The 17,372-nt window shown below is 73.1% G+C and carries 18 protein-coding genes; 8 read left to right on the plus strand and 10 right to left on the minus strand.

Annotated elements, in window-relative coordinates; genetic code table 11:
- The first annotated feature begins 82 nt into the window (after positions 1-82).
- Positions 83-3,340, plus strand: coding sequence for a S8 family peptidase (locus tag ACIF8T_RS19155; RefSeq protein WP_400036956.1), 3,258 nt, complete (start codon positions 83-85; stop codon positions 3,338-3,340).
- Between the two features lie 87 nt (positions 3,341-3,427).
- On the opposite strand, the gene ACIF8T_RS19160 is transcribed toward ACIF8T_RS19155, so the two are convergent.
- On the minus strand, positions 3,428-4,360 hold the full coding sequence (locus ACIF8T_RS19160; RefSeq protein ID WP_400036467.1) for a helix-turn-helix domain-containing protein: 933 nt from the start codon (positions 4,358-4,360) through the stop codon (positions 3,428-3,430).
- Between the two features lie 166 nt (positions 4,361-4,526).
- Here ACIF8T_RS19160 and ACIF8T_RS19165 point away from each other — a divergent pair, with 166 nt between their 5' ends.
- Together ACIF8T_RS19165 and ACIF8T_RS19170 are read left to right on the plus strand one after the other, a co-directional pair.
- On the plus strand, positions 4,527-5,570 hold the full coding sequence (locus ACIF8T_RS19165; protein ID WP_400036469.1) for an NAD(P)-dependent alcohol dehydrogenase: 1,044 nt from the start codon (positions 4,527-4,529) through the stop codon (positions 5,568-5,570).
- Between the two features lie 117 nt (positions 5,571-5,687).
- A complete protein-coding gene (locus ACIF8T_RS19170) occupies positions 5,688-6,071 on the plus strand; it encodes a VOC family protein (protein WP_400036471.1) in 384 nt (127 codons plus the stop codon).
- Between the two features lie 100 nt (positions 6,072-6,171).
- On the opposite strand, the gene ACIF8T_RS19175 is transcribed toward ACIF8T_RS19170, so the two are convergent.
- Both ACIF8T_RS19175 and ACIF8T_RS19180 read right to left on the minus strand, forming a co-directional pair.
- Positions 6,172-6,438, minus strand: coding sequence for a hypothetical protein (locus tag ACIF8T_RS19175; protein WP_400036473.1), 267 nt, complete (start codon positions 6,436-6,438; stop codon positions 6,172-6,174).
- Positions 6,439-6,877: 439 nt separating this feature from the next.
- On the minus strand, positions 6,878-7,471 hold the full coding sequence (locus ACIF8T_RS19180) for a DUF4291 domain-containing protein (RefSeq protein ID WP_400036475.1): 594 nt from the start codon (positions 7,469-7,471) through the stop codon (positions 6,878-6,880).
- A gap of 86 nt (positions 7,472-7,557) precedes the next feature.
- Here ACIF8T_RS19180 and ACIF8T_RS19185 point away from each other — a divergent pair, with 86 nt between their 5' ends.
- Positions 7,558-8,220, plus strand: coding sequence for a hypothetical protein (locus tag ACIF8T_RS19185; RefSeq protein WP_400036477.1), 663 nt, complete (start codon positions 7,558-7,560; stop codon positions 8,218-8,220).
- Positions 8,221-8,283: 63 nt separating this feature from the next.
- Here the strand turns inward: ACIF8T_RS19185 and msrA are convergent, their stop codons facing one another.
- Together msrA and ACIF8T_RS19195 are read right to left on the minus strand one after the other, a co-directional pair.
- Entirely contained in the window at positions 8,284-8,964 is a 681-nt protein-coding gene (msrA, locus tag ACIF8T_RS19190) for a peptide-methionine (S)-S-oxide reductase MsrA (RefSeq protein ID WP_400036479.1), read from the minus strand.
- Between the two features lie 91 nt (positions 8,965-9,055).
- Positions 9,056-10,174: a hypothetical protein gene (locus tag ACIF8T_RS19195; RefSeq protein ID WP_400036481.1), complete on the minus strand. Its 1,119-nt coding sequence runs from the start codon at positions 10,172-10,174 to the stop codon at positions 9,056-9,058.
- A 153-nt stretch (positions 10,175-10,327) separates the two neighbouring features.
- Here ACIF8T_RS19195 and ACIF8T_RS19200 point away from each other — a divergent pair, with 153 nt between their 5' ends.
- Complete coding sequence (locus ACIF8T_RS19200) at positions 10,328-11,482, plus strand: cystathionine gamma-synthase (RefSeq protein ID WP_400036483.1); 1,155 nt, start codon at positions 10,328-10,330, stop codon at positions 11,480-11,482.
- Between the two features lie 100 nt (positions 11,483-11,582).
- Here the strand turns inward: ACIF8T_RS19200 and ACIF8T_RS19205 are convergent, their stop codons facing one another.
- The 3 genes from ACIF8T_RS19205 to ACIF8T_RS19215 all read right to left on the minus strand — a co-directional run bounded on the left by ACIF8T_RS19205 (position 11,583) and on the right by ACIF8T_RS19215 (position 13,059).
- Entirely contained in the window at positions 11,583-11,795 is a 213-nt protein-coding gene (locus ACIF8T_RS19205) for a hypothetical protein (protein ID WP_400036485.1), read from the minus strand.
- A 106-nt stretch (positions 11,796-11,901) separates the two neighbouring features.
- Entirely contained in the window at positions 11,902-12,405 is a 504-nt protein-coding gene (locus tag ACIF8T_RS19210; protein WP_400036487.1) for a sigma factor-like helix-turn-helix DNA-binding protein, read from the minus strand.
- A gap of 147 nt (positions 12,406-12,552) precedes the next feature.
- Positions 12,553-13,059: a MarR family winged helix-turn-helix transcriptional regulator gene (locus ACIF8T_RS19215; protein ID WP_400036958.1), complete on the minus strand. Its 507-nt coding sequence runs from the start codon at positions 13,057-13,059 to the stop codon at positions 12,553-12,555.
- Between the two features lie 163 nt (positions 13,060-13,222).
- Between ACIF8T_RS19215 and ilvA the strand changes: the two genes are divergently transcribed.
- Positions 13,223-14,452, plus strand: coding sequence for a threonine ammonia-lyase (gene ilvA, locus ACIF8T_RS19220; RefSeq protein WP_400036489.1), 1,230 nt, complete (start codon positions 13,223-13,225; stop codon positions 14,450-14,452).
- Positions 14,453-14,603: 151 nt separating this feature from the next.
- On the opposite strand, the gene greA is transcribed toward ilvA, so the two are convergent.
- Both greA and ACIF8T_RS19230 read right to left on the minus strand, forming a co-directional pair.
- Positions 14,604-15,101: a transcription elongation factor GreA gene (gene greA, locus ACIF8T_RS19225; protein ID WP_400036490.1), complete on the minus strand. Its 498-nt coding sequence runs from the start codon at positions 15,099-15,101 to the stop codon at positions 14,604-14,606.
- A 187-nt stretch (positions 15,102-15,288) separates the two neighbouring features.
- Positions 15,289-15,687 carry a DUF4307 domain-containing protein gene (locus ACIF8T_RS19230; protein WP_400036492.1) on the minus strand — a complete coding sequence of 133 codons (399 nt, stop codon included), beginning with the start codon at positions 15,685-15,687 and terminating at the stop codon, positions 15,289-15,291.
- A gap of 223 nt (positions 15,688-15,910) precedes the next feature.
- Here ACIF8T_RS19230 and mca point away from each other — a divergent pair, with 223 nt between their 5' ends.
- Positions 15,911-16,771 (plus strand): mycothiol conjugate amidase Mca, encoded by an 861-nt coding sequence (gene mca / locus ACIF8T_RS19235; RefSeq protein ID WP_400036960.1) that lies wholly within the window; start codon positions 15,911-15,913, stop codon positions 16,769-16,771.
- Positions 16,764-17,009, plus strand: a complete 246-nt coding sequence (locus tag ACIF8T_RS19240; protein ID WP_400036494.1) for a hypothetical protein — start codon at positions 16,764-16,766, stop codon at positions 17,007-17,009. The genes mca and ACIF8T_RS19240 overlap by 8 nt, the downstream gene beginning before the upstream one ends.
- The last annotated feature ends 363 nt before the right edge of the window (positions 17,010-17,372 follow it).

Here is a 17,372-nt window from a genome sequence, read left to right on the forward strand (position 1 = left end):
AGGGGGAAACTTGCGCAGACAAGTGAAGAGAGTGGGCGCGGCCACGGTCGCCACGGCCGCCACCGTGGCCCTCGCGGCCGGCATGACCAGCCCCGCGTCGGCGAAGGGGGAGCCGGCGGCCGGTGCCCCGGCGTCGCCGTCCTCGGCGTCCCGGCAGCACCTCACGCTGATCACCGGCGACCGGGTCGCGCTCGACGCCAAGGGCCGGGTCGTCGGACTGGACCGGGCCGAGGGCCGTGAGGGCATACCCGTCCAGATCCGCAAGGTCGACGGGCACACCCTGGTGATACCGGCGGACGTCGCCCGCCTCATCGCGACCGGCAAGCTCGACCAGCGGCTGTTCGACGTCACCGAACTCAACAAGGCCGCCACCCGCAAGGCCCAGAAGCAGGGCCTGAAGGTCATCGTCGGCTACCGGGGCGCCGCGGCGGGCGCGAAGGCCGACGTCCGGGACGCGGGCAAGCTCCGCCGGACCCTGAAGACCGTCAACGCCGACGCGGTGCAGACCCCGCACGAGGACGCGTCCGAGCTCTGGGACGCCGTCACCGACGGCGACCGGACCGCCTCCGGCATCGCGCACGTCTGGCTCGACGGCGTCCGCAAGGCCAGCCTCGACAAGTCCGTCGCGCAGATCGGCGCCCCGAAGGCCTGGGCCGCCGGCTACGACGGCAAGGGCGTCAAGATCGCCGTCCTGGACAGCGGCGTCGACGCCACCCACCCGGACCTCAAGGGCCAGGTCGTCGCCGAGAAGAACTTCAGCACGTCCCCGGGCGCCGGCGACAAGGTCGGCCACGGCACGCACGTGGCGTCCATCGCGGCCGGCACCGGCGCCAAGTCCGGCGGGAAGTACAAGGGCGTCGCGCCCGGCGCGAAGGTGCTCAACGGCAAGGTGCTCAGCGACGAGGGCTTCGGCAGCGACTCCGAGATCCTCGCCGGCATCGAGTGGGCCGCCGAACAGGGCGCCGACATCGTCAACATGAGCCTGGGCGGCGGTGACACGCCCGCGATCGACCCGCTGGAGGCAGCGGTCAACAAGCTCTCGGCGGAGAAGGGCATCCTGTTCGCCGTCGCCGCCGGCAACGAGGGCGAGTGGGGCGAGCAGACCGTCGGCTCCCCGGGCAGCGCGGCCGCCGCCCTGACCGTCGGCGCGGTCGACGACAGCGACCGGCTCGCGGACTTCTCCAGCCGGGGTCCCGGCCTCGACGGTGCCCTCAAGCCCGACGTGACCGCGCCCGGCGTGGACATCACGGCGGCCTCCGCCCAGGGCAACGACATCGCCAAGGAGGTCGGCGAGAAGCCGGCCGGCTACATGTCGATCTCGGGCACGTCGATGGCCACCCCGCACGTCGCGGGCGCCGCCGCCCTCCTCAAGCAGCAGCACCCCGACTGGACGTACGCCGAGCTCAAGGGCGCCCTCACGGCGTCCGCCAAGGGCGGCACGTACACGCCGTTCCAGCAGGGCGCGGGCCGCGTCCAGGTCGACAAGGCCGTCAAGCAGACCGTGATCGCCGACCCGGTGTCGGTGGGCTTCGGCGTGCAGCAGTGGCCGCACACCGACGACAAGCCGGTCACCGAGAAGCTGACGTACCGCAACCTCGGCACCGAGGACGTCACCCTCACCCTGTCCGCCACCGCCACCGACCCCAAGGGCCGGACGGCCCCCGCGGGCTTCTTCACCCTCGGCGCCACCAAGGTCACCGTCCCGGCGAAGGGCAGCGCCTCCGTCGACCTCACCGTCGACACCAAGCTGGGCGGCACGCTCGACGGCGCGTACTCGGCGTACGTGACGGCCACCGGCGGCGGCCAGAGCGTCCGCACGGCGGCGGCGGTGCAGCGGGAGGTGGAGTCCTACGACGTCACCCTCAAGGTCCTCGACCGGGCCGGCAACCCCGCCGAGAACTACGACATCGGCCTGTACGGCGTGACCGGCCTGGCCGCGGACAAGGGCTTCTCGCCGTACGACGCCGACGGCACCGTCACCGTCCGGGTGCCCAAGGGCGGCTACGTGCTCACCTCGGGTGTGTACGTGGGCAATGACCCCGAGACGTACGAAGGCGCCGACTGGCTCGCCCAGCCCAAGCTGAACGTCACCAAGAACACGACGATCACGCTGGACGCGCGCAAGGCCAAGCCGGTGGACATCACGGTCCCGGCCGCGGGCGTCAAGCCGGAGTTCGCCTCGGCCGACTTCACCGTGGAGACCGCCGACGGCTTCCACGGCTTCGGCTGGTGGCTGGACTCGTACGAGAACTTCCGCTCCGCCCACCTCGGTCCGCAGATCACCGACGGTTCGCTCACCCAGCAGTGGGACGCCCACTGGTCCAAGGGCGGCAAGGAGCAGTACTCCACCGTCACCGGCGGCACGGTCAAGCAGCTCGCCACCGGCTACACCAGGCACTACAAGGCGGGCGACCTGGCCACGCTGAAGGTCGCCATGGGCGCGGCGGCCGCGGGCAAGAAGGGCGTGGTCAACGCCGTCGGCTGGCTGCCTGCGAGCAGCAGCGCCGGCTCGATCGGCATCCCGCAGACCCTGCCGGGCACCCGGACCCTGCACCTGTCCACCGTCAGCGGTGTGACGTGGGACGTCGGCTTCGAGCAGGTGGGCGGGGTCGACGCGGAGGGCTGGCCGATCACCGAGGCGGCCTACGACCTCGACCACGGGACCGCCTTCAAGGGCGGCAAGACCTACACGCGGACCGTGAACACGGCGGTCTTCGGCCCGTCCCTGACGGCGGAGTACGGCCTCAGCCGCGACGGCAACGAGATCTCCGGTGTCGTCCCGCTGCTCGCGGACGGCAAGGGCAACCCGGGCGCTTCGCTGTTCACCTCGGTGAACACGACCCTCTACCGCAACGGCACCAAGGTCGGCTCCCACGACGACCCGCTGTTCGGCGAGAAGGCGTTCAAGGTCCCGGCCGGCGACGCCGAGTACAAGCTGACGACGTCGGTCAAGCGCACCGTCAAGATCGCCGCGGCCACCACCCGCGTCGACGCCAGCTGGACGTTCCGCTCCAAGAAGACCGCCGACCTCACGCGGCTGCCCGCCTCGACGGCCCGCTTCCACGCCAAGACCGGCCTGGACAGCCGCGTCGAGGCCGGCAAGACGGCCAGCGTCCCGGTCACCGTCGAGGGCGCGGCCAAGGGCTCCAACCTCAAGTCGCTCCACGTGTACGTGTCCTACGACTACGGCCAGACCTGGAAGAAGGTCACCGTCAAGGACGGCAAGATCAGCGTGAAGAACCCGGCGAAGGGGAAGGCCATCTCCTTCCACGCCAAGATCGCCGACAAGAAGGGCAACAAGTCGACGGTCTCGATCTACAACGCGTACTACGGCAAGTGAGCCGTTGAGCAGGCGGCGGCCCGCCGGGAGCGATGCTCCCGGCGGGCCGTTCCGTTGCCCGCGCCGACGCGCGTGCGCCCGCCGCCGTCAGGCGGGCGGCGTCGCCGAAGCCCCGCTCCCCGCCCGTGTCGCGTCCGCCCCCCAGCTCGCCAGCAGGCGCAGGGCCTCCGCCGACGGGGAGCCCGGTTCCGCGTGGTACGTGATCAGGGACTGCTCGCCGTCGTCGATCAGGCGGAACGTCTCGAACGACAGGGTCAGGTCGCCGACCAGCGGATGCCGCAGGCGCTTGACGCCGAAGCTCTTCTCCTTGACGTCGTGCGTGGCCCACAGGCGGCGGAACTCCTCGCTCTTGACGGAGAGTTCGCCGACCAGGGACGACAGCCGCGGGTCGTCCGGGTGGCAGCCGGCGTCCATGCGCAGGAAGGCGACGATGTCGGACGCCTTCTGGTCCCAGTCCACGAACAGCTCGCGGTGGGACGGGTCCAGGAACACCAGCCGCGCCCAGTTCCGCTCCTGCGCCGGCAGCCCGGCCCAGTCGCCGAAGAGGGCCGCCGCCATCCGGTTCCACGCCAGGATGTCCGAGCGCCGGCCCACGACGTACGCCGGGACACCGTCGACGGAGTCCAGCAGCTGCTGGAGCGCGACCCGCACCTGCTGGGTCCGCGCCGCCGGCTTCTTCTTGTGCTGCTTGGGCTTGGCCAGGTGCACGAGGTGGGCGTGCTCGGCGTCGGTCAGCCGCAGGGCCCGCGCGATCGAGTCGAGCACCTCCGCCGACACGTTGCGCCCGTTGCCCTGCTCCAGCCGCGTGTAGTACGCCACCGACACCCCGGCCAGCTGCGCCAGCTCCTCGCGGCGCAGCCCCGGCACCCGGCGGTGCCGCCCGAAGTCCGGCAGCCCGACGTCCTCCGGCTTCAGCCGGGCGCGCCGGGTGCGCAGGAACTCGCTGAGCTCGGTGCGCCGGTCCAGACCCCCGGCGGGGTCCGCGGCGGGCTCCCGCACGGTTCCGGTCCGTTCGTCCATGCCTCCAGTGTGCCTGGTCGTACGCACGCCAGCCTGTCCCCGCCAGTAGTAGGCACAGCGAGCGTACGCAAAGCCGTGACCTGGGTGAACGCTCGCGCCTGGGGCAGGCTGGAAGCCGTGCCCGGTCAGAAGGCGGCCGGGCACGGACCCTGAGGAGAGACTCCGCATGACCACTGTTGCCGCGTACGCCGCCCCCGCCGCCAAGGCTCCGCTGGAGCGCACGACCATCGAGCGGCGGCCGGTCGGCGAGTTCGACGTCCTGATCGACATCAAGTTCGCGGGCATCTGCCACTCCGACATCCACCAGGCCCGCGAGGGCTGGGGCGAGGCGATCTTCCCGATGGTCCCCGGCCACGAGATCGCCGGCGTGGTCTCCGAGATCGGCCCGGGCGTGACGAAGTTCAAGGCCGGCGACCGGGTGGGCGTCGGCTGCATGGTCGACTCCTGCCGCGCGTGCGACAACTGCAGGGCCGGCCGGGAGCAGTACTGCACCGGCAGCGGCATGGTGGGCACCTACAACGCCGTCGGCAAGGACGGCAAGCCCACCTACGGCGGCTACGCGCAGGCCATCGTCGTCGACGAGAACTACGTCGTCCGCATCCCCGACAGCCTGCCCCTGGACGTCGCCGCGCCGCTGCTGTGCGCGGGCATCACCCTGTACTCCCCGCTCAAGCGGTTCGGCGCCGGCCCCGGCAAGAACGTCGCCGTCGTCGGCCTCGGCGGCCTCGGCCACATGGGCGTGAAGATCGCCCACGCGCTGGGCGCCGAGGTGACCGTGCTGTCGCAGTCCCTGCGCAAGAAAGACGACGGCCTGAAGCTGGGCGCCGACCACTACTACGCCACCGGCGACCCGGCCACCTTCGAGAAGCTCGCCGGCAGCTTCGACCTGATCGTCTCCACCGTCTCCGCCCCGCTCGACTTCGGCGCGTACCTGTCGCTGCTGAAGACCGAGGGCACCCTGGCGAACGTGGGCGCCCCCGAGGAGCCGATCTCCCTCAACCTGTTCGCGCTGATCGGCGGCGGCAAGTCGCTCGCCGGATCCATGATCGGCGGCATCGCCGAGACGCAGGAGATGCTGGACTTCTGCGCCGAGCACGGCATCGGCGCCGAGATCGAGCTGATCCGCGCCGACCAGATCAACGAGGCGTACGAGCGGGTGGTCGCCAGCGACGTGCGCTACCGCTTCGTGATCGACACCGCCACCATCTGATCCCCCCCGTACCGGCACCGTGCCGAGGGCCCCGGGAGCACTCTCCCGGGGCCCTCGGATTCGGGGCGGGCCCCGACGTACGGTGGTCGGGAGGGGCCGGGAGGACGGGAGGCCGCCGTGACCGTGCAGCTGAACCACACCATCGTCCACGCGCACGACAAACGGGCCTCGGCCCGGTTCCTCGCCGGCATCCTGGGACTGGAGGTGAGTCCGCCCTACGGCCCGTTCGTCCCGGTCCAGATCCCCAACGGCGTGACCCTCGACTACCTGGACACGGACGGCGCCATCGCGCCCCAGCACTACGCGTTCCTGGTCTCCGAGGCCGAGTTCGACGAGATCCTCGCCCGCATCCGGGCGGCGGGCCTCACCCACTGGGCCGACCCGTTCCACACCCGCCCCGGCGAGATCAACCACAACGACGGCGGCCGGGGCACGTACTTCGACGACCCCGACGGGCACCGCCTGGAGATCTTGACCCGGCCGTACGGCAGCGGGGCGTGAGGCGGGCACAAGGGCCGGGCGAACGGGTCCCGCCCGGCGCGGGACGCCGGACGGGCCACACCTTCGGTCAGGTCCTGGCCGGTGCGGGACGCCGGACGGGCTACGCCTTCAGCCGGGTCCTGCGCCGCGCCGCCGCCGCGCGCAGCGACAGCCCCACGGCCAGCAGCACCCACGCCACGACGGCATGCGCCCACGCCGTCACGCCCCGGGCGATCCCGACGGCGCTCCACACCGCCCACAGCGCCAGGACGAGACACAGCGCGGTCCACACGGTGTCGGCCCACCGCACCCGCAGCTGCGCGCGCTGCCTGGTGCCGGGTTCGAGATCACCGAGCCCGGACGGGTCTGCCGCACTCGAACGTGTCACGACGCGCTCCCTCCCGTTGCGTGTCCGTCGCCCACCGAGTACCCGGCCGGCTCCCCGGCACGCCCGGGCTCCGCGATCCGGCAACCTGCACAAGGGAGTTGACCGGTCCCGAGCGGGGAGCGGCGCACGCCGGGAGCGGCGCGCGCGGCCACGGCGGACGTCCTGCCGGGGTGCCGCCGGTGCCCGTGCCCGACGGCCCGACGAGGCCTCCACGGCGTACGCGAGGGACCGGCGTACGCGAGGGACCGGTGCACGCGAGGGACCGGTGCACGCGAGGGACCGGCATACGTGAGAGACCGGCGAAGCGCAGCCGGAGCCCGCCCGGAGCGGTCGGTTCCCGGCCGGTGCCCCGCCGGTCGGGCAGGACACCCCGGTCCCGGCGGGCCTGCGCTGCCATGTGACCCGTGCCGGTGGTCCGCTTCCGGACGGGCGTGCGCGGTCACGGGCGCAGGTGGGCCAGCAGTCCGTCCTCGGCCGGGTAGGGCCGCTCCTCGGGCAGCAGTCGGGCCGCCGCGTCCAGGTCGCCGCCGGCGACGCGTGCGTGGATCTCGTGGGCGAGCGGAGTCACGTCGCGGAAGGAGACCGTCCATTCGTCCGCGTAACGCTCCACGGCCTCCCCGGAGAGACCGAGCTGCAGCGAGCGGTGGGGCAGGGGCCGCAGGCGCAGATCACGTTCGGGGTCCCACTGGACGCGGGCCGGTGAGCGCTTCAGCCGGTGCTGCCAGGTGCTGTGGTCGGGGTGCAGCCCGCGGACGTAACTCGACAGGCACGCGTTGCGCAGCGCCCACTCGAAGCCGTCGCGAGTGATCTCGACGGCGAGGACCGTCTCCTGTCCCGGCTTCGTGCCCCAGCCGCAGCGGTACATCATCCACAGGAACGACGGCTTGATCCACGTCATCCGGCTCCGCTTCCACGCGGCGGGAAACCTCCCCTCCCGGACGGCGGGCAGGCCGAGCTCCGGAGAGTACGCCTGGTAGACGGTGATCGTGGAGGCCCCGTAGGCCGCGCGGATCTCATGCTGCGGTCGTTCCATGGCGTACAGCGTCGGGCCGGCCGGTGCGGGCGGCCACCGATTTTTTCGCATGCGCGGGCGACGGGACGGCCGGTAGCGTCTCCCGGGTGAACCTCGACCTCCTCGGCGACGTGCCCGACGGGCTGACGCGAAGAGCCCGGGGCTTCGTCGGTGTGCACGGCATCAGGGTCGACGTCCGGCCGGTCGCGGACCACCGGCAGTGGTGGCTCGACCGGGACGTCCCCCCTGCGGTGATCGACCGGATGGCGGCCTTCGGCGAGCGGTGGGGCGGACTGCTCCTGCCGCCCGCCCCGGAGTACGACGGAGGCCCCAAGTACTTCGAGCCCGACTCGCCCGAAGGCTCGGCGTCCGAAGGATGGTGGTTCGAAGCGGGCACGCAGCGGACCGCCGTCCCCTACTCGTTCATGATCGGACCGGGCGGTGAGTTCGGCATCCACGCGGACCGGTGGGTGCCCCTTCACGCGACCGTCGAGGGCTGGGTGGAGTCGCTCGCACTGGCCCACCACGCGGCCATGTGGGCGGAGCGGGTCACCAAGGTCACCGGTGACGACGTCGACCGGATCGCCCTGGACGCCTGCGAGCCGGTGCGCGAGGTGAGAGGGCTGGCGGACACCTGGTGGCGGGGGACCGACTCGCTGGTGGCGATTTACTCAGGGGAAGCCGAGTGCTTCTCCTTTCCCCGGGGCCGCACAGCGCTCGTCTACTCGGGCCTGGACGAGTGGGGGCTGCGCGGGGGAGTCGAGCCGTAGCACGGGACGGAACGCTGTGCCCCGGCTCGCCCCGTCATCGAGGGCCGGGGCTCGCGCCACCGGCTACCTGTCGGTTGCCTCCGGCGCCGGCGCGACGCCGATCGGGCAGGACACCCCGGTCCCGCCCAGCCCGCAGTACCCCGCCGGGTTCTTGTCGAGGTACTGCTGGTGGTAGTCCTCCGCCGGGTAGAACGGGCGGTCCTGCGCCGGGAGGATCTCCGTGGTGATCGAGCCGTAGCCGGAGGACGTGAGGACCTTCTGGTAGGCCGCGCGGGAGGCCTCGGCCGTGGCGGCCTGCTCGGGGGTGTGGGTGTAGACCGCCGAGCGGTACTGCGTGCCCACGTCGTTGCCCTGGCGGAAGCCCTGGGTCGGGTCGTGGGACTCCCAGAACGTCTTCAGCAGCCGGTCGTAGGAGACGACCTCGGGGTCGTAGACCACGCGGACCACCTCCGTGTGGCCGGTCAGGCCCGAGCAGACCTCCTCGTAGGTGGGGTGCTCGGTGTAGCCGCCCTGGTAGCCCACCAGGGTCGTCCAGACGCCGGCCGGGAGCTGCCAGAACTTGCGCTCGGCGCCCCAGAAGCAGCCCAGGCCGAAGTCGGCCGTCTCCAGGCCCTCGGGGTACGGGCCGAGCAGCGGGTTGCCCAGGACGGTGTGGCGGTCGGGGACCGTGAACGCCGGCTCCGGGCGGCCGGGCAGCGCCTGCTCGGGGGTCGGCAGCTGGGGCGTACGGCTGTACAGGAACATGCGGTCTCCAATCGGGGCGACGCCCACCGCGGGGCGACGCCCTGTCCAACGTGCGGGGACCACCCGGCATTCCGCGGGACCCCGGGCCGCCTCAGTGCGGCAGGCTCGCCGGGCTGCCGCCGTTCGCCTCGAAGCCCGCCACCGCCAGCGCACGGTAGACCGCGAACTCCCCGGCCGGGTCGGCGGACAGCGTCCACGGCAGGGCGCCGACGTGGCCGTCGATGTGGACCAGCTGGTGCATGGCCTCCGCCCAGCGCTCCGCGCGCACCAGGAAGAAGACCAGCATGTGCCGCACGTGCGCCAGCATCGGGTCGTCGGGGCGGGCCGCGTGCACCGCGTGCAGCGCGCCGTGGATCGCCTTCGTGACGACCTCGCTGCGGTAGAAGCCGCTGACCAGGTTCACCTCGGGGAGGTGCTCGAAGACCGCGAACAGCGGCAGCGCGGCCAGCAGCGAACCCCGCGGCGCGCGGGCCGCGGCGGCCTCCGCGAACGCGTACGCCAGCTCGCGCGAGCCGTGCCACTTCGCGCACCAGTAGTGCAGCGCGGCCAGGTGCGCCCCCAGGTGGTCGGGGTCGCGGTCCAGGATCTTCAGCCAGAGCTGCTCGAACTCCTTCTGGGAGTACGCCAGCCCGCGGGCCACCGACAGCTCGACGATGTACGGGACCGGATCACCGGGGGCCAGCAGCGCCGCCTCGCCGCACGCCGTCCTGGCCTCCTCCATGATGATCCGGAACTCGTCCGTCCCCGGGGTCGCCGTCCGCCACGCCTGCTGCACCAGGAACTCGGCGTGCACCGCCGCGCCGCCCGCGTCCTTGGGCGCCTCCATGCGCCACACCCGCAGCCACTGCCCGCCGGGCGCCTCGGCGGCCCCGCCGGGCCGCTGCCGCAGCTCCAGGGAGGCGGCCCCGGCGAACGCCTGCACGCGCTGCCAGCGCAGCTCGCCCCGCGCCTCGGTGCCGGCGAGGAGCTGCTGCGCCGCGCGGTGGTCCTGCGTGCGCTGCACCACGTCCAGGACGTCCAGCAGGTCCTGGTCGGGGCCGGGCATGCGGATGTCCAGCTCCTCCTCGCGCACGAAACCGTAGGTCGCCGGGTCCGCGGCGTCCGGGTGGCCGGGCGGAACCTGCTCGATCGTGCCGCGCCTGCGCCGCAGGAACGGCAGCAGCACGAAGCCGAGCATGACCAGCGCCATCAGGACCCAGAGAATCTCCATGCCACCAGCGAACCAGACCGCGCCGACACTTGGCCAACCTGGGCACCGGTCCTGTGGAAAACTCCGGGCCGGACCGCGGCCCGGGGGCCCGGACACGGCCCGCACGGGACCGCCGTCCGTCACCCGGGCCGTCGGCGCACTACCCTCGGGCGCATGAGCGACAGGCAGATCAGTCAGCACTTCGAGACCCTCGCGATCCACGCGGGCAACACCGCCGACCCCCTGACCGGCGCGGTCGTCCCGCCCATCTACCAGGTGTCGACCTACAAGCAGGACGGCGTCGGGGGCCTGCGCGGCGGCTACGAGTACAGCCGCAGCGCCAACCCGACCCGTACCGCACTGGAGGAGAACCTCGCCGCGCTGGAGGGCGGCCGGCGCGGCCTCGCCTTCGCGTCCGGGCTGGCGGCCGAGGACTGTCTGTTGCGCGCGCTGCTCAGCCCCGGCGACCACGTGGTGATCCCGAACGACGCCTACGGCGGCACGTTCCGCCTGTTCGCCAAGGTCGCCACCCGGTGGGGCGTGGAGTGGTCGGTCGCCGACACCGGCGACCCCGCCGCCGTCCGGGCCGCCCTCACCCCGAAGACCAAGGCCGTGTGGGTGGAGACCCCCTCCAACCCGCTGCTCGGCATCACCGACATCGCCGCCGTCGCCCAGGTCGCCCGGGACGCGGGCGCCCGTCTCGTCGTCGACAACACCTTCGCCACGCCGTACCTCCAGCAGCCGCTCTCGCTCGGCGCGGACGTCGTCGTGCACTCGCTGACCAAGTACATGGGCGGCCACTCCGACGTCGTCGGCGGCGCGCTCGTCACCAGCGACCCGGAGCTGGGCGAGGAGCTGGCCTTCCACCAGAACGCGATGGGCGCGGTCGCCGGGCCCTTCGACTCCTGGCTGGTGCTGCGCGGCACCAAGACCCTCGCGGTGCGCATGGACCGGCACAGCGAGAACGCCGAGAAGGTCGCCGACATGCTCACCCGGCACGCGCGCGTGACGAGCGTGCTGTACCCGGGGCTGCCCGAGCACCCCGGCCACGAGGTCGCCGCCAAGCAGATGAAGGCGTTCGGCGGCATGATCTCCTTCCGGGTCGCGGGCGGCGAGGAGGCGGCCGTCGAGGTCTGCAACCGCGCCAAGGTGTTCACGCTCGGCGAGTCCCTGGGCGGCGTCGAGTCGCTGATCGAGCACCCGGGCCGCATGACGCACGCCTCCACGGCCGGTTCGGCCCTGGAGGTCCCCGCCGACCTGGTGCGCCTGTCCGTGGGCATCGAGAACGTCGACGACCTGCTGGAGGACCTGCAGCAGGCGCTCGGCTAGGCACTGTCCTCCGGATCGGGCCCGCCGTGCGGCGTGGCTCCTCCCGGCCGGCCCGGCCGGGGTGATCCGGACGGCACGGCCCGGCGGGCCGCGCGGGGCGTCACCAGCCGGTCAGGGGCGGGGTCGTGACGGACGGCGGCTCCGCCCAGGGGCGCGTCGTCAGCGCCCACACGGTGAGCGCCACCGTCGCCGCGCCCGCCAGCAGCCAGAACAGGCGGAGGGCGAGGGCCCGGCGCCGCAGGAGGCGGCCGCCGCGGCGCACCGCGTCGGCGTACAGCCCGGGCGGCACCGGCGGCGGCGCCTGCTCCAGCATCCGCCGCACCCTCGCGTCCCGGTCGGGCCCGGTCACCGCGGGCCCCCCGCGCCGGGCCGCCCCCGGACGGCCGCCGCCGCGGGGCACGCGCACGCGTGCCGCCGCGTCACGACGCCACCGCCCCGGCGCCCCGGACCACCGGGGCGGAGCCGCGCGGCGGGTGCAGCAGCCTGGACGTGGCCCGGTGGCAGACGGCACGGACGCGGTCCGGTGACAGGCCGAGCAGGGCCGCGGCCTGCTCCTCGGCGACCCCTTCGTGGAGCCGCAGGACGAGGACCAGGCGCTCCTGCGCGGAGAGCCGCGCCAGGGGAGCCGCCGGGTCGGGACGGCCCCGGCCGAAGGCGCCCCGGCGGTGCCAGGAGCCGCGCGCGAAGCGGGTGGCGAGGTACTGGCGGGCGCGGTCGTAGGGGTCCTCCCCGTGCAGCCGGTCCCAGCCCGCGTACGTGTGGGCCAGCGCCCGGGTGAGCAGGCGCCGCGCGCGGGGGTTGTCGCCGGGGGACTCGGCGGTGAGCAGGGTGGCGGTGTGCAGCAGGCGGCCGCCCGCGCCCGCCACGAACGCCTCGAACTGGCGGTCCCGGAGGGCGCCCCGGGAGGCATGCCGTCGTCGCACCGCGCCTCCCCTGGGGGCGAGCCTGACCGTGCGGACCCGGCCGGGCGGTGCGCGGTCGCCGCGTACGCCGGGAGGGCCCGGTCTCATATGAGGCCAGTGAGGGGCCGCGGGTCAAGAGCCGGGGCGTACGCGCGCGGGGTGCGCGGGTCAGGAGGACGCCGGGGCCTCCGGGCCGGGGACGCCCTGGGCGGACATGCGGGCGGACAGCGCGCCGTTGAAGCGCGTCAGGAGGGCGCAGAACGCCTCGCGCTCCTCCGGCGCCCAGTCGTGGGTCAGCTCGGCCATCAACTGACGCCGCGAGGAGCGCACTTCCTCCAGCCGGGCCTGCCCGCGCGGGGACAGCTGGAGCACCACCGCCCGGCCGTCCTCGGGGTGCGAGGTGCGCTTGACCAGGCCGGTGTCGACGAGCGGGGCCACCTGCCGCGTGACGGTCGACGAGTCGATCCCCATGCTCGCGGCGAGCGCCTTGACGCCCATCGGACCTTCCTTGTCGAGGCGGTTGAGCAGCAGGTAGGCGGCGCGGTCCATCGAGTTGCGCACCTGCCCGACCCCGCCGAGCCGCGTCTGTTCGGCGCGGCGGGCGAACAGCGCCACCTCGTGCTGCAACGTGTCGAGAAGACCGGTGTCACCGACGGTCGTCATGTCCATCGACATGTCGGGTGTTGTGGGCATGGCCGGGGGCTCACTTCGTGGAGGGCTGCTAATTGGGGGACAGGGTACGCGGCCCGGGGGCGGGCCGTACCGGCGCTGCGCAAAGCCGGTCCCGCAGGTTGGTCACAACCGTCCTTGCGGCCTGTGAACTGCGATGCTGGGTGTCATGAGCTACCGCACGGCTGACTCCTTGCCACCCGTCACCCTCGACGACGTGCGCGGCGCCCAGAAGATGCTCTCGGGCGTGGCCCGGGTGACCGCGATGGAGGGCAGCAGGCACCTGTCCCAGCTGGTGGGCTCGCCGGTGCACCTCAAGTGCGAGAACCTCCAGCGGACGGGGTCGTTCAAGCTGCGCGGCGCGTACGTCCGCATCGCCGGGCTGCTGCCCGAGGAGCGCGCCGCCGGGGTCGTCGCCGCCAGCGCGGGCAACCACGCGCAGGGCGTCGCGCTGGCGTCCTCGCTGCTCGGCGTGGGCTCCACGGTCTTCATGCCCAGGGGCGCCCCGCTGCCGAAGATCAGTGCGACGAGGGAGTACGGCGCCGAGGTGCGCCTGCACGGGCAGGTGGTCGACGAGACGCTGGCCGCGGCGCAGGAGTACGCGGCCGAGACGGGCGCGGTGTTCATCCACCCCTTCGACCACCCCGACGTCATCGCGGGCCAGGGCACGGTCGGCCTGGAGATCCTGGAGCAGTGCCCCGAGGCGCGCACGATCGTCGTCGGGATCGGCGGGGGCGGGCTGGCGGCCGGGATCGCGGTCGCGGTGAAGGCGCTGCGGCCGGACCTGCGGATCGTGGGCGTGCAGGCGGAGGGCGCGGCGGCGTACCCGCCGTCGCTGGCGGCCGGGCGGCCGGTGTCGCTGGCCGACCCGGCGACGATGGCCGACGGCATCAGGGTCGGGCGGCCCGGTGACGTGCCGTTCGGGATCGTCGGCGATCTCGTGGACGAGGTCCGCACGGTCACCGAGGACGAGCTGTCCGCCGCGCTGCTGCTCTGCCTGGAGCGGGCCAAGCTGGTCGTCGAGCCGGCCGGGGCCAGCCCCGTCGCGGCGCTGCTGAGCCGGCCCGGCTCCTTCGAGGGGCCGGTCGTCGCGGTGCTGTCCGGCGGCAACGTCGACCCGGTGCTGATGCAGCGGGTGCTGCGGCACGGCATGGCCGCGCAGGGCCGCTACCTGGCCGTCCGGCTGCGGCTGACGGACCGGCCGGGCGCACTGGCCACGCTGCTCGGCGTGCTGTCGGCGGTCGACGCCAACGTCCTGGACGTGAGCCACGTACGGACCGATCCGCGGCTCGGGCTCACGGAGGCGGAGGTCGAGCTGCACCTGGAGACGAAGGGCCCGGCGCACTGCGCCGAGGTCGGCCGGGCCCTGCGCGAGGCGGGCTACACGGTCATCGTCTGACACCGGCGCCGCGGAACGGGGGGACGGCGTCCCACCGGCCGCCTGACCGGCGAGGCGCCCGTCGCGTCCTCACCCCTGCTGCTTCCCGGTTTCGACCGCCGCACGACGAAGCCCCCGGCGCCGCGGGGCGCCGGGGGCCGTCGGAGCCGGGTCAGCCGTTGTAGGGCTCGGCCTTGAGGATGCGCACCGAGGCCTTCTTGCCGTTGGGCAGCTCGTACTCCGCGTCCTCGCCGACCTTGTGGCCGATCACGCCGGTGCCCAGCGGGGACTGGGGGGAGTACGTCTCGATGTCGGCGCTCGCGTACTCGCGCGAGGCGAGCAGGAAGGTCAGGGTGTCGTCCTCGTCGCCGTCGAAGGCGATCGTCACGACCATGCCGGGCGCCACGGCGCCGTCGGCCGCCGGAGGCTCGCCGACCTTGGCGTTCTCGAGGAGCTGGGTGAGCTGGCGCACGCGGAGCTCCTGCTTGCCCTGCTCCTCCTTGGCCGCGTGGTACCCGCCGTTCTCACGCAGGTCGCCCTCCTCGCGCGCAGCGGCGATCTTGGCGGCGATCTCCGAGCGCGCGGGACCAGTAAGGTACTCAAGCTCGTCCTTGAGCTTGTTGTACGCCTCCTGGGTCAGCCAGGTGACGTTCTCGCTGGTCTGGGTCACAGGTGCTCCTCGTAGGTACTGGGAAGACAAAGCATCGCCCTACCCAGAAGCATGTTCCTTCATGGATGGGCGAAACCACGAGCCTAACAATTCAAGGGCCGAAGGGGGAGGACATATGTCACGAGAATCACGTCAACGCAGGTCAGCGGGTACGTATTCCCGGTGATGTCCGGATGCGCCGGACGGGTCAGTCCGCGTGGCAGCCGAGCAGCTCGGCCGTCGTCCCCGGGGACGTGGTGCGGAGCGTGACGACCTCGTCGACGCGCGTGGCGCCGCCGTCGAAGCGGAAGTCCGCGCGGCCCACCTCGGCGCCGTTCTCGGCCTGGGAGCGCAGGGTGCAGTAGCCGGAGGCGCCGGCGTCCTTGCGGACCTCCAGGTGCACCTTCACCGACTCCTCGCCCAGGTCGAAGCTGATCACCTCGGCGCTGATCTCGTTCTTGCCGACGTAGTGGTAGCCGAACCAGCCGAGCAGTCCCAGCAGGACCACCGCCAGGACCGCGCCGACGACCCGGAGGGTGCGGTCGGCGCGCTCGTCCGAGGAGCGGCCGTAGCGGCCCTCGGGCAGTCGCGTGCTCGCCGTACTCATGCTCGTCCTCCCGGCCGGGGCGGGACGGGTGTCCCGAAAGGGCCCCCGCTGTCTGATCCCGGAATTATCCGCATCCCGATTCGGTCACTATAGAAGCCCCCGCCCGCTTCCCGACCGCCACCCCTCAACGCCGTCCTCGACGGGGACGACACTTACTGGACCGCGCCGACGCACAGGGCGCCGACTTACCGAGGATCGAGTCTTGACTGACCAGCTGCGACTGATGGCCGTGCACGCCCACCCCGACGACGAGTCGAGCAAGGGCGCGGCCACCATGGCGAAGTACGTGTCCGAGGGGGTGGACGTGCTGGTCGTGACCTGCACGGGCGGCGAGCGCGGCTCCATCCTCAATCCGAAGCTGCAGGGCGACCCGTACATCGAGGAGAACATCCACGAGGTCCGCCGCAAGGAGATGGCGGAGGCCCGCGAGATCCTCGGCGTGAAGCAGGAGTGGCTCGGGTTCGTGGACTCCGGCCTGCCCGAGGGCGACCCGCTGCCGCCGCTGCCCGAGGGCTGCTTCGCCCTGGAGGACGTCGACAAGGCGGCCGGCGAGCTGGTGAGGAAGATCCGCTCGTTCCGTCCCCAGGTGATCACCACCTACGACGAGAACGGCGGCTACCCGCACCCCGACCACATCATGACCCACAAGATCTCGATGGTGGCCTTCGAGGGCGCGGCGGACACCGAGAAGTACCCCGAGGCGGAGTACGGCCCGGCGTACCAGCCGCTGAAGCTCTACTACAACCAGGGCTTCAACCGGCCCCGCACCGAGGCGCTGCACCGGGCGATGCTGGAGCGAGGCCTGGAGTCGCCGTACGGGGAGTGGCTCAAGCGCTGGGACGAGTCGGGGCACAAGGACCGCACGCTGACCACGCACGTCCCGTGCGCCGACTTCTTCGAGATCCGCGACAAGGCGCTGATCGCGCACCGGACGCAGATCGACCCCGACGGGGGCTGGTTCCGGGTGCCGATGGAGATCCAGCGGGAGGTCTGGCCGACGGAGGAGTACGAGCTGGCGAAGTCCCTCGTGGACACCTCCCTCCCCGAGGACGACCTCTTTGCGGGCATCCGCGACAATGCCTGACATGAGCGCAAGCGCGAGCCTGGCAATGACACACCTCGTCACCCTCGCCGAGGAGATCGACAAGGACAAGGTCACCCCCGGCGTCCTCGGCTTCATCGTCTTCGCGGTGATGGCCCTGGCCGTGTGGGGCCTGATGAAGTCCATGAACCGGCACATGGGCAAGGTCGACTTCACGGAGACCCCGGACCCCGGGGCGGAGCCGGAGGCCTCCGGCGGAGGCAAGCAGCGGCAGGGCTGACCCCCCGGCGGATGTGACGCCGCCCGCCCGGCCCCGGCGGGGGCCGGCGGGGGTGCGACGCCGCCCGCTCCGTCCGCCCCTCGGCCGGGGTCCGCACGTGACCCGGCCCGGTGTCCGCCGACGGCGCGGGGGCCGACGGGCCCGGCCGCCCACGCCTCGGCCTCCGCCGCCGCCTCATGACCTCCCGCGCACGCCGGTCCGGGATCACGCCGGGGTGCCGGTCCCGCCGGGCCGCGTCCGGGCCGGCGACCGCCGGCTCCGGGCACGTCCACGCCTCGCCGTGGACGACGCCGGTGCGCCGGGGAACCGGCGCGGGCGCCGACGGGGAACCGGCGGGCGGAGCCCGGGCCGCGCGGGGAGACG

This window comes from Streptomyces sp. NPDC085946, from assembly GCF_044540485.1.
GTDB lineage: Bacteria > Actinomycetota > Actinomycetes > Streptomycetales > Streptomycetaceae > Streptomyces.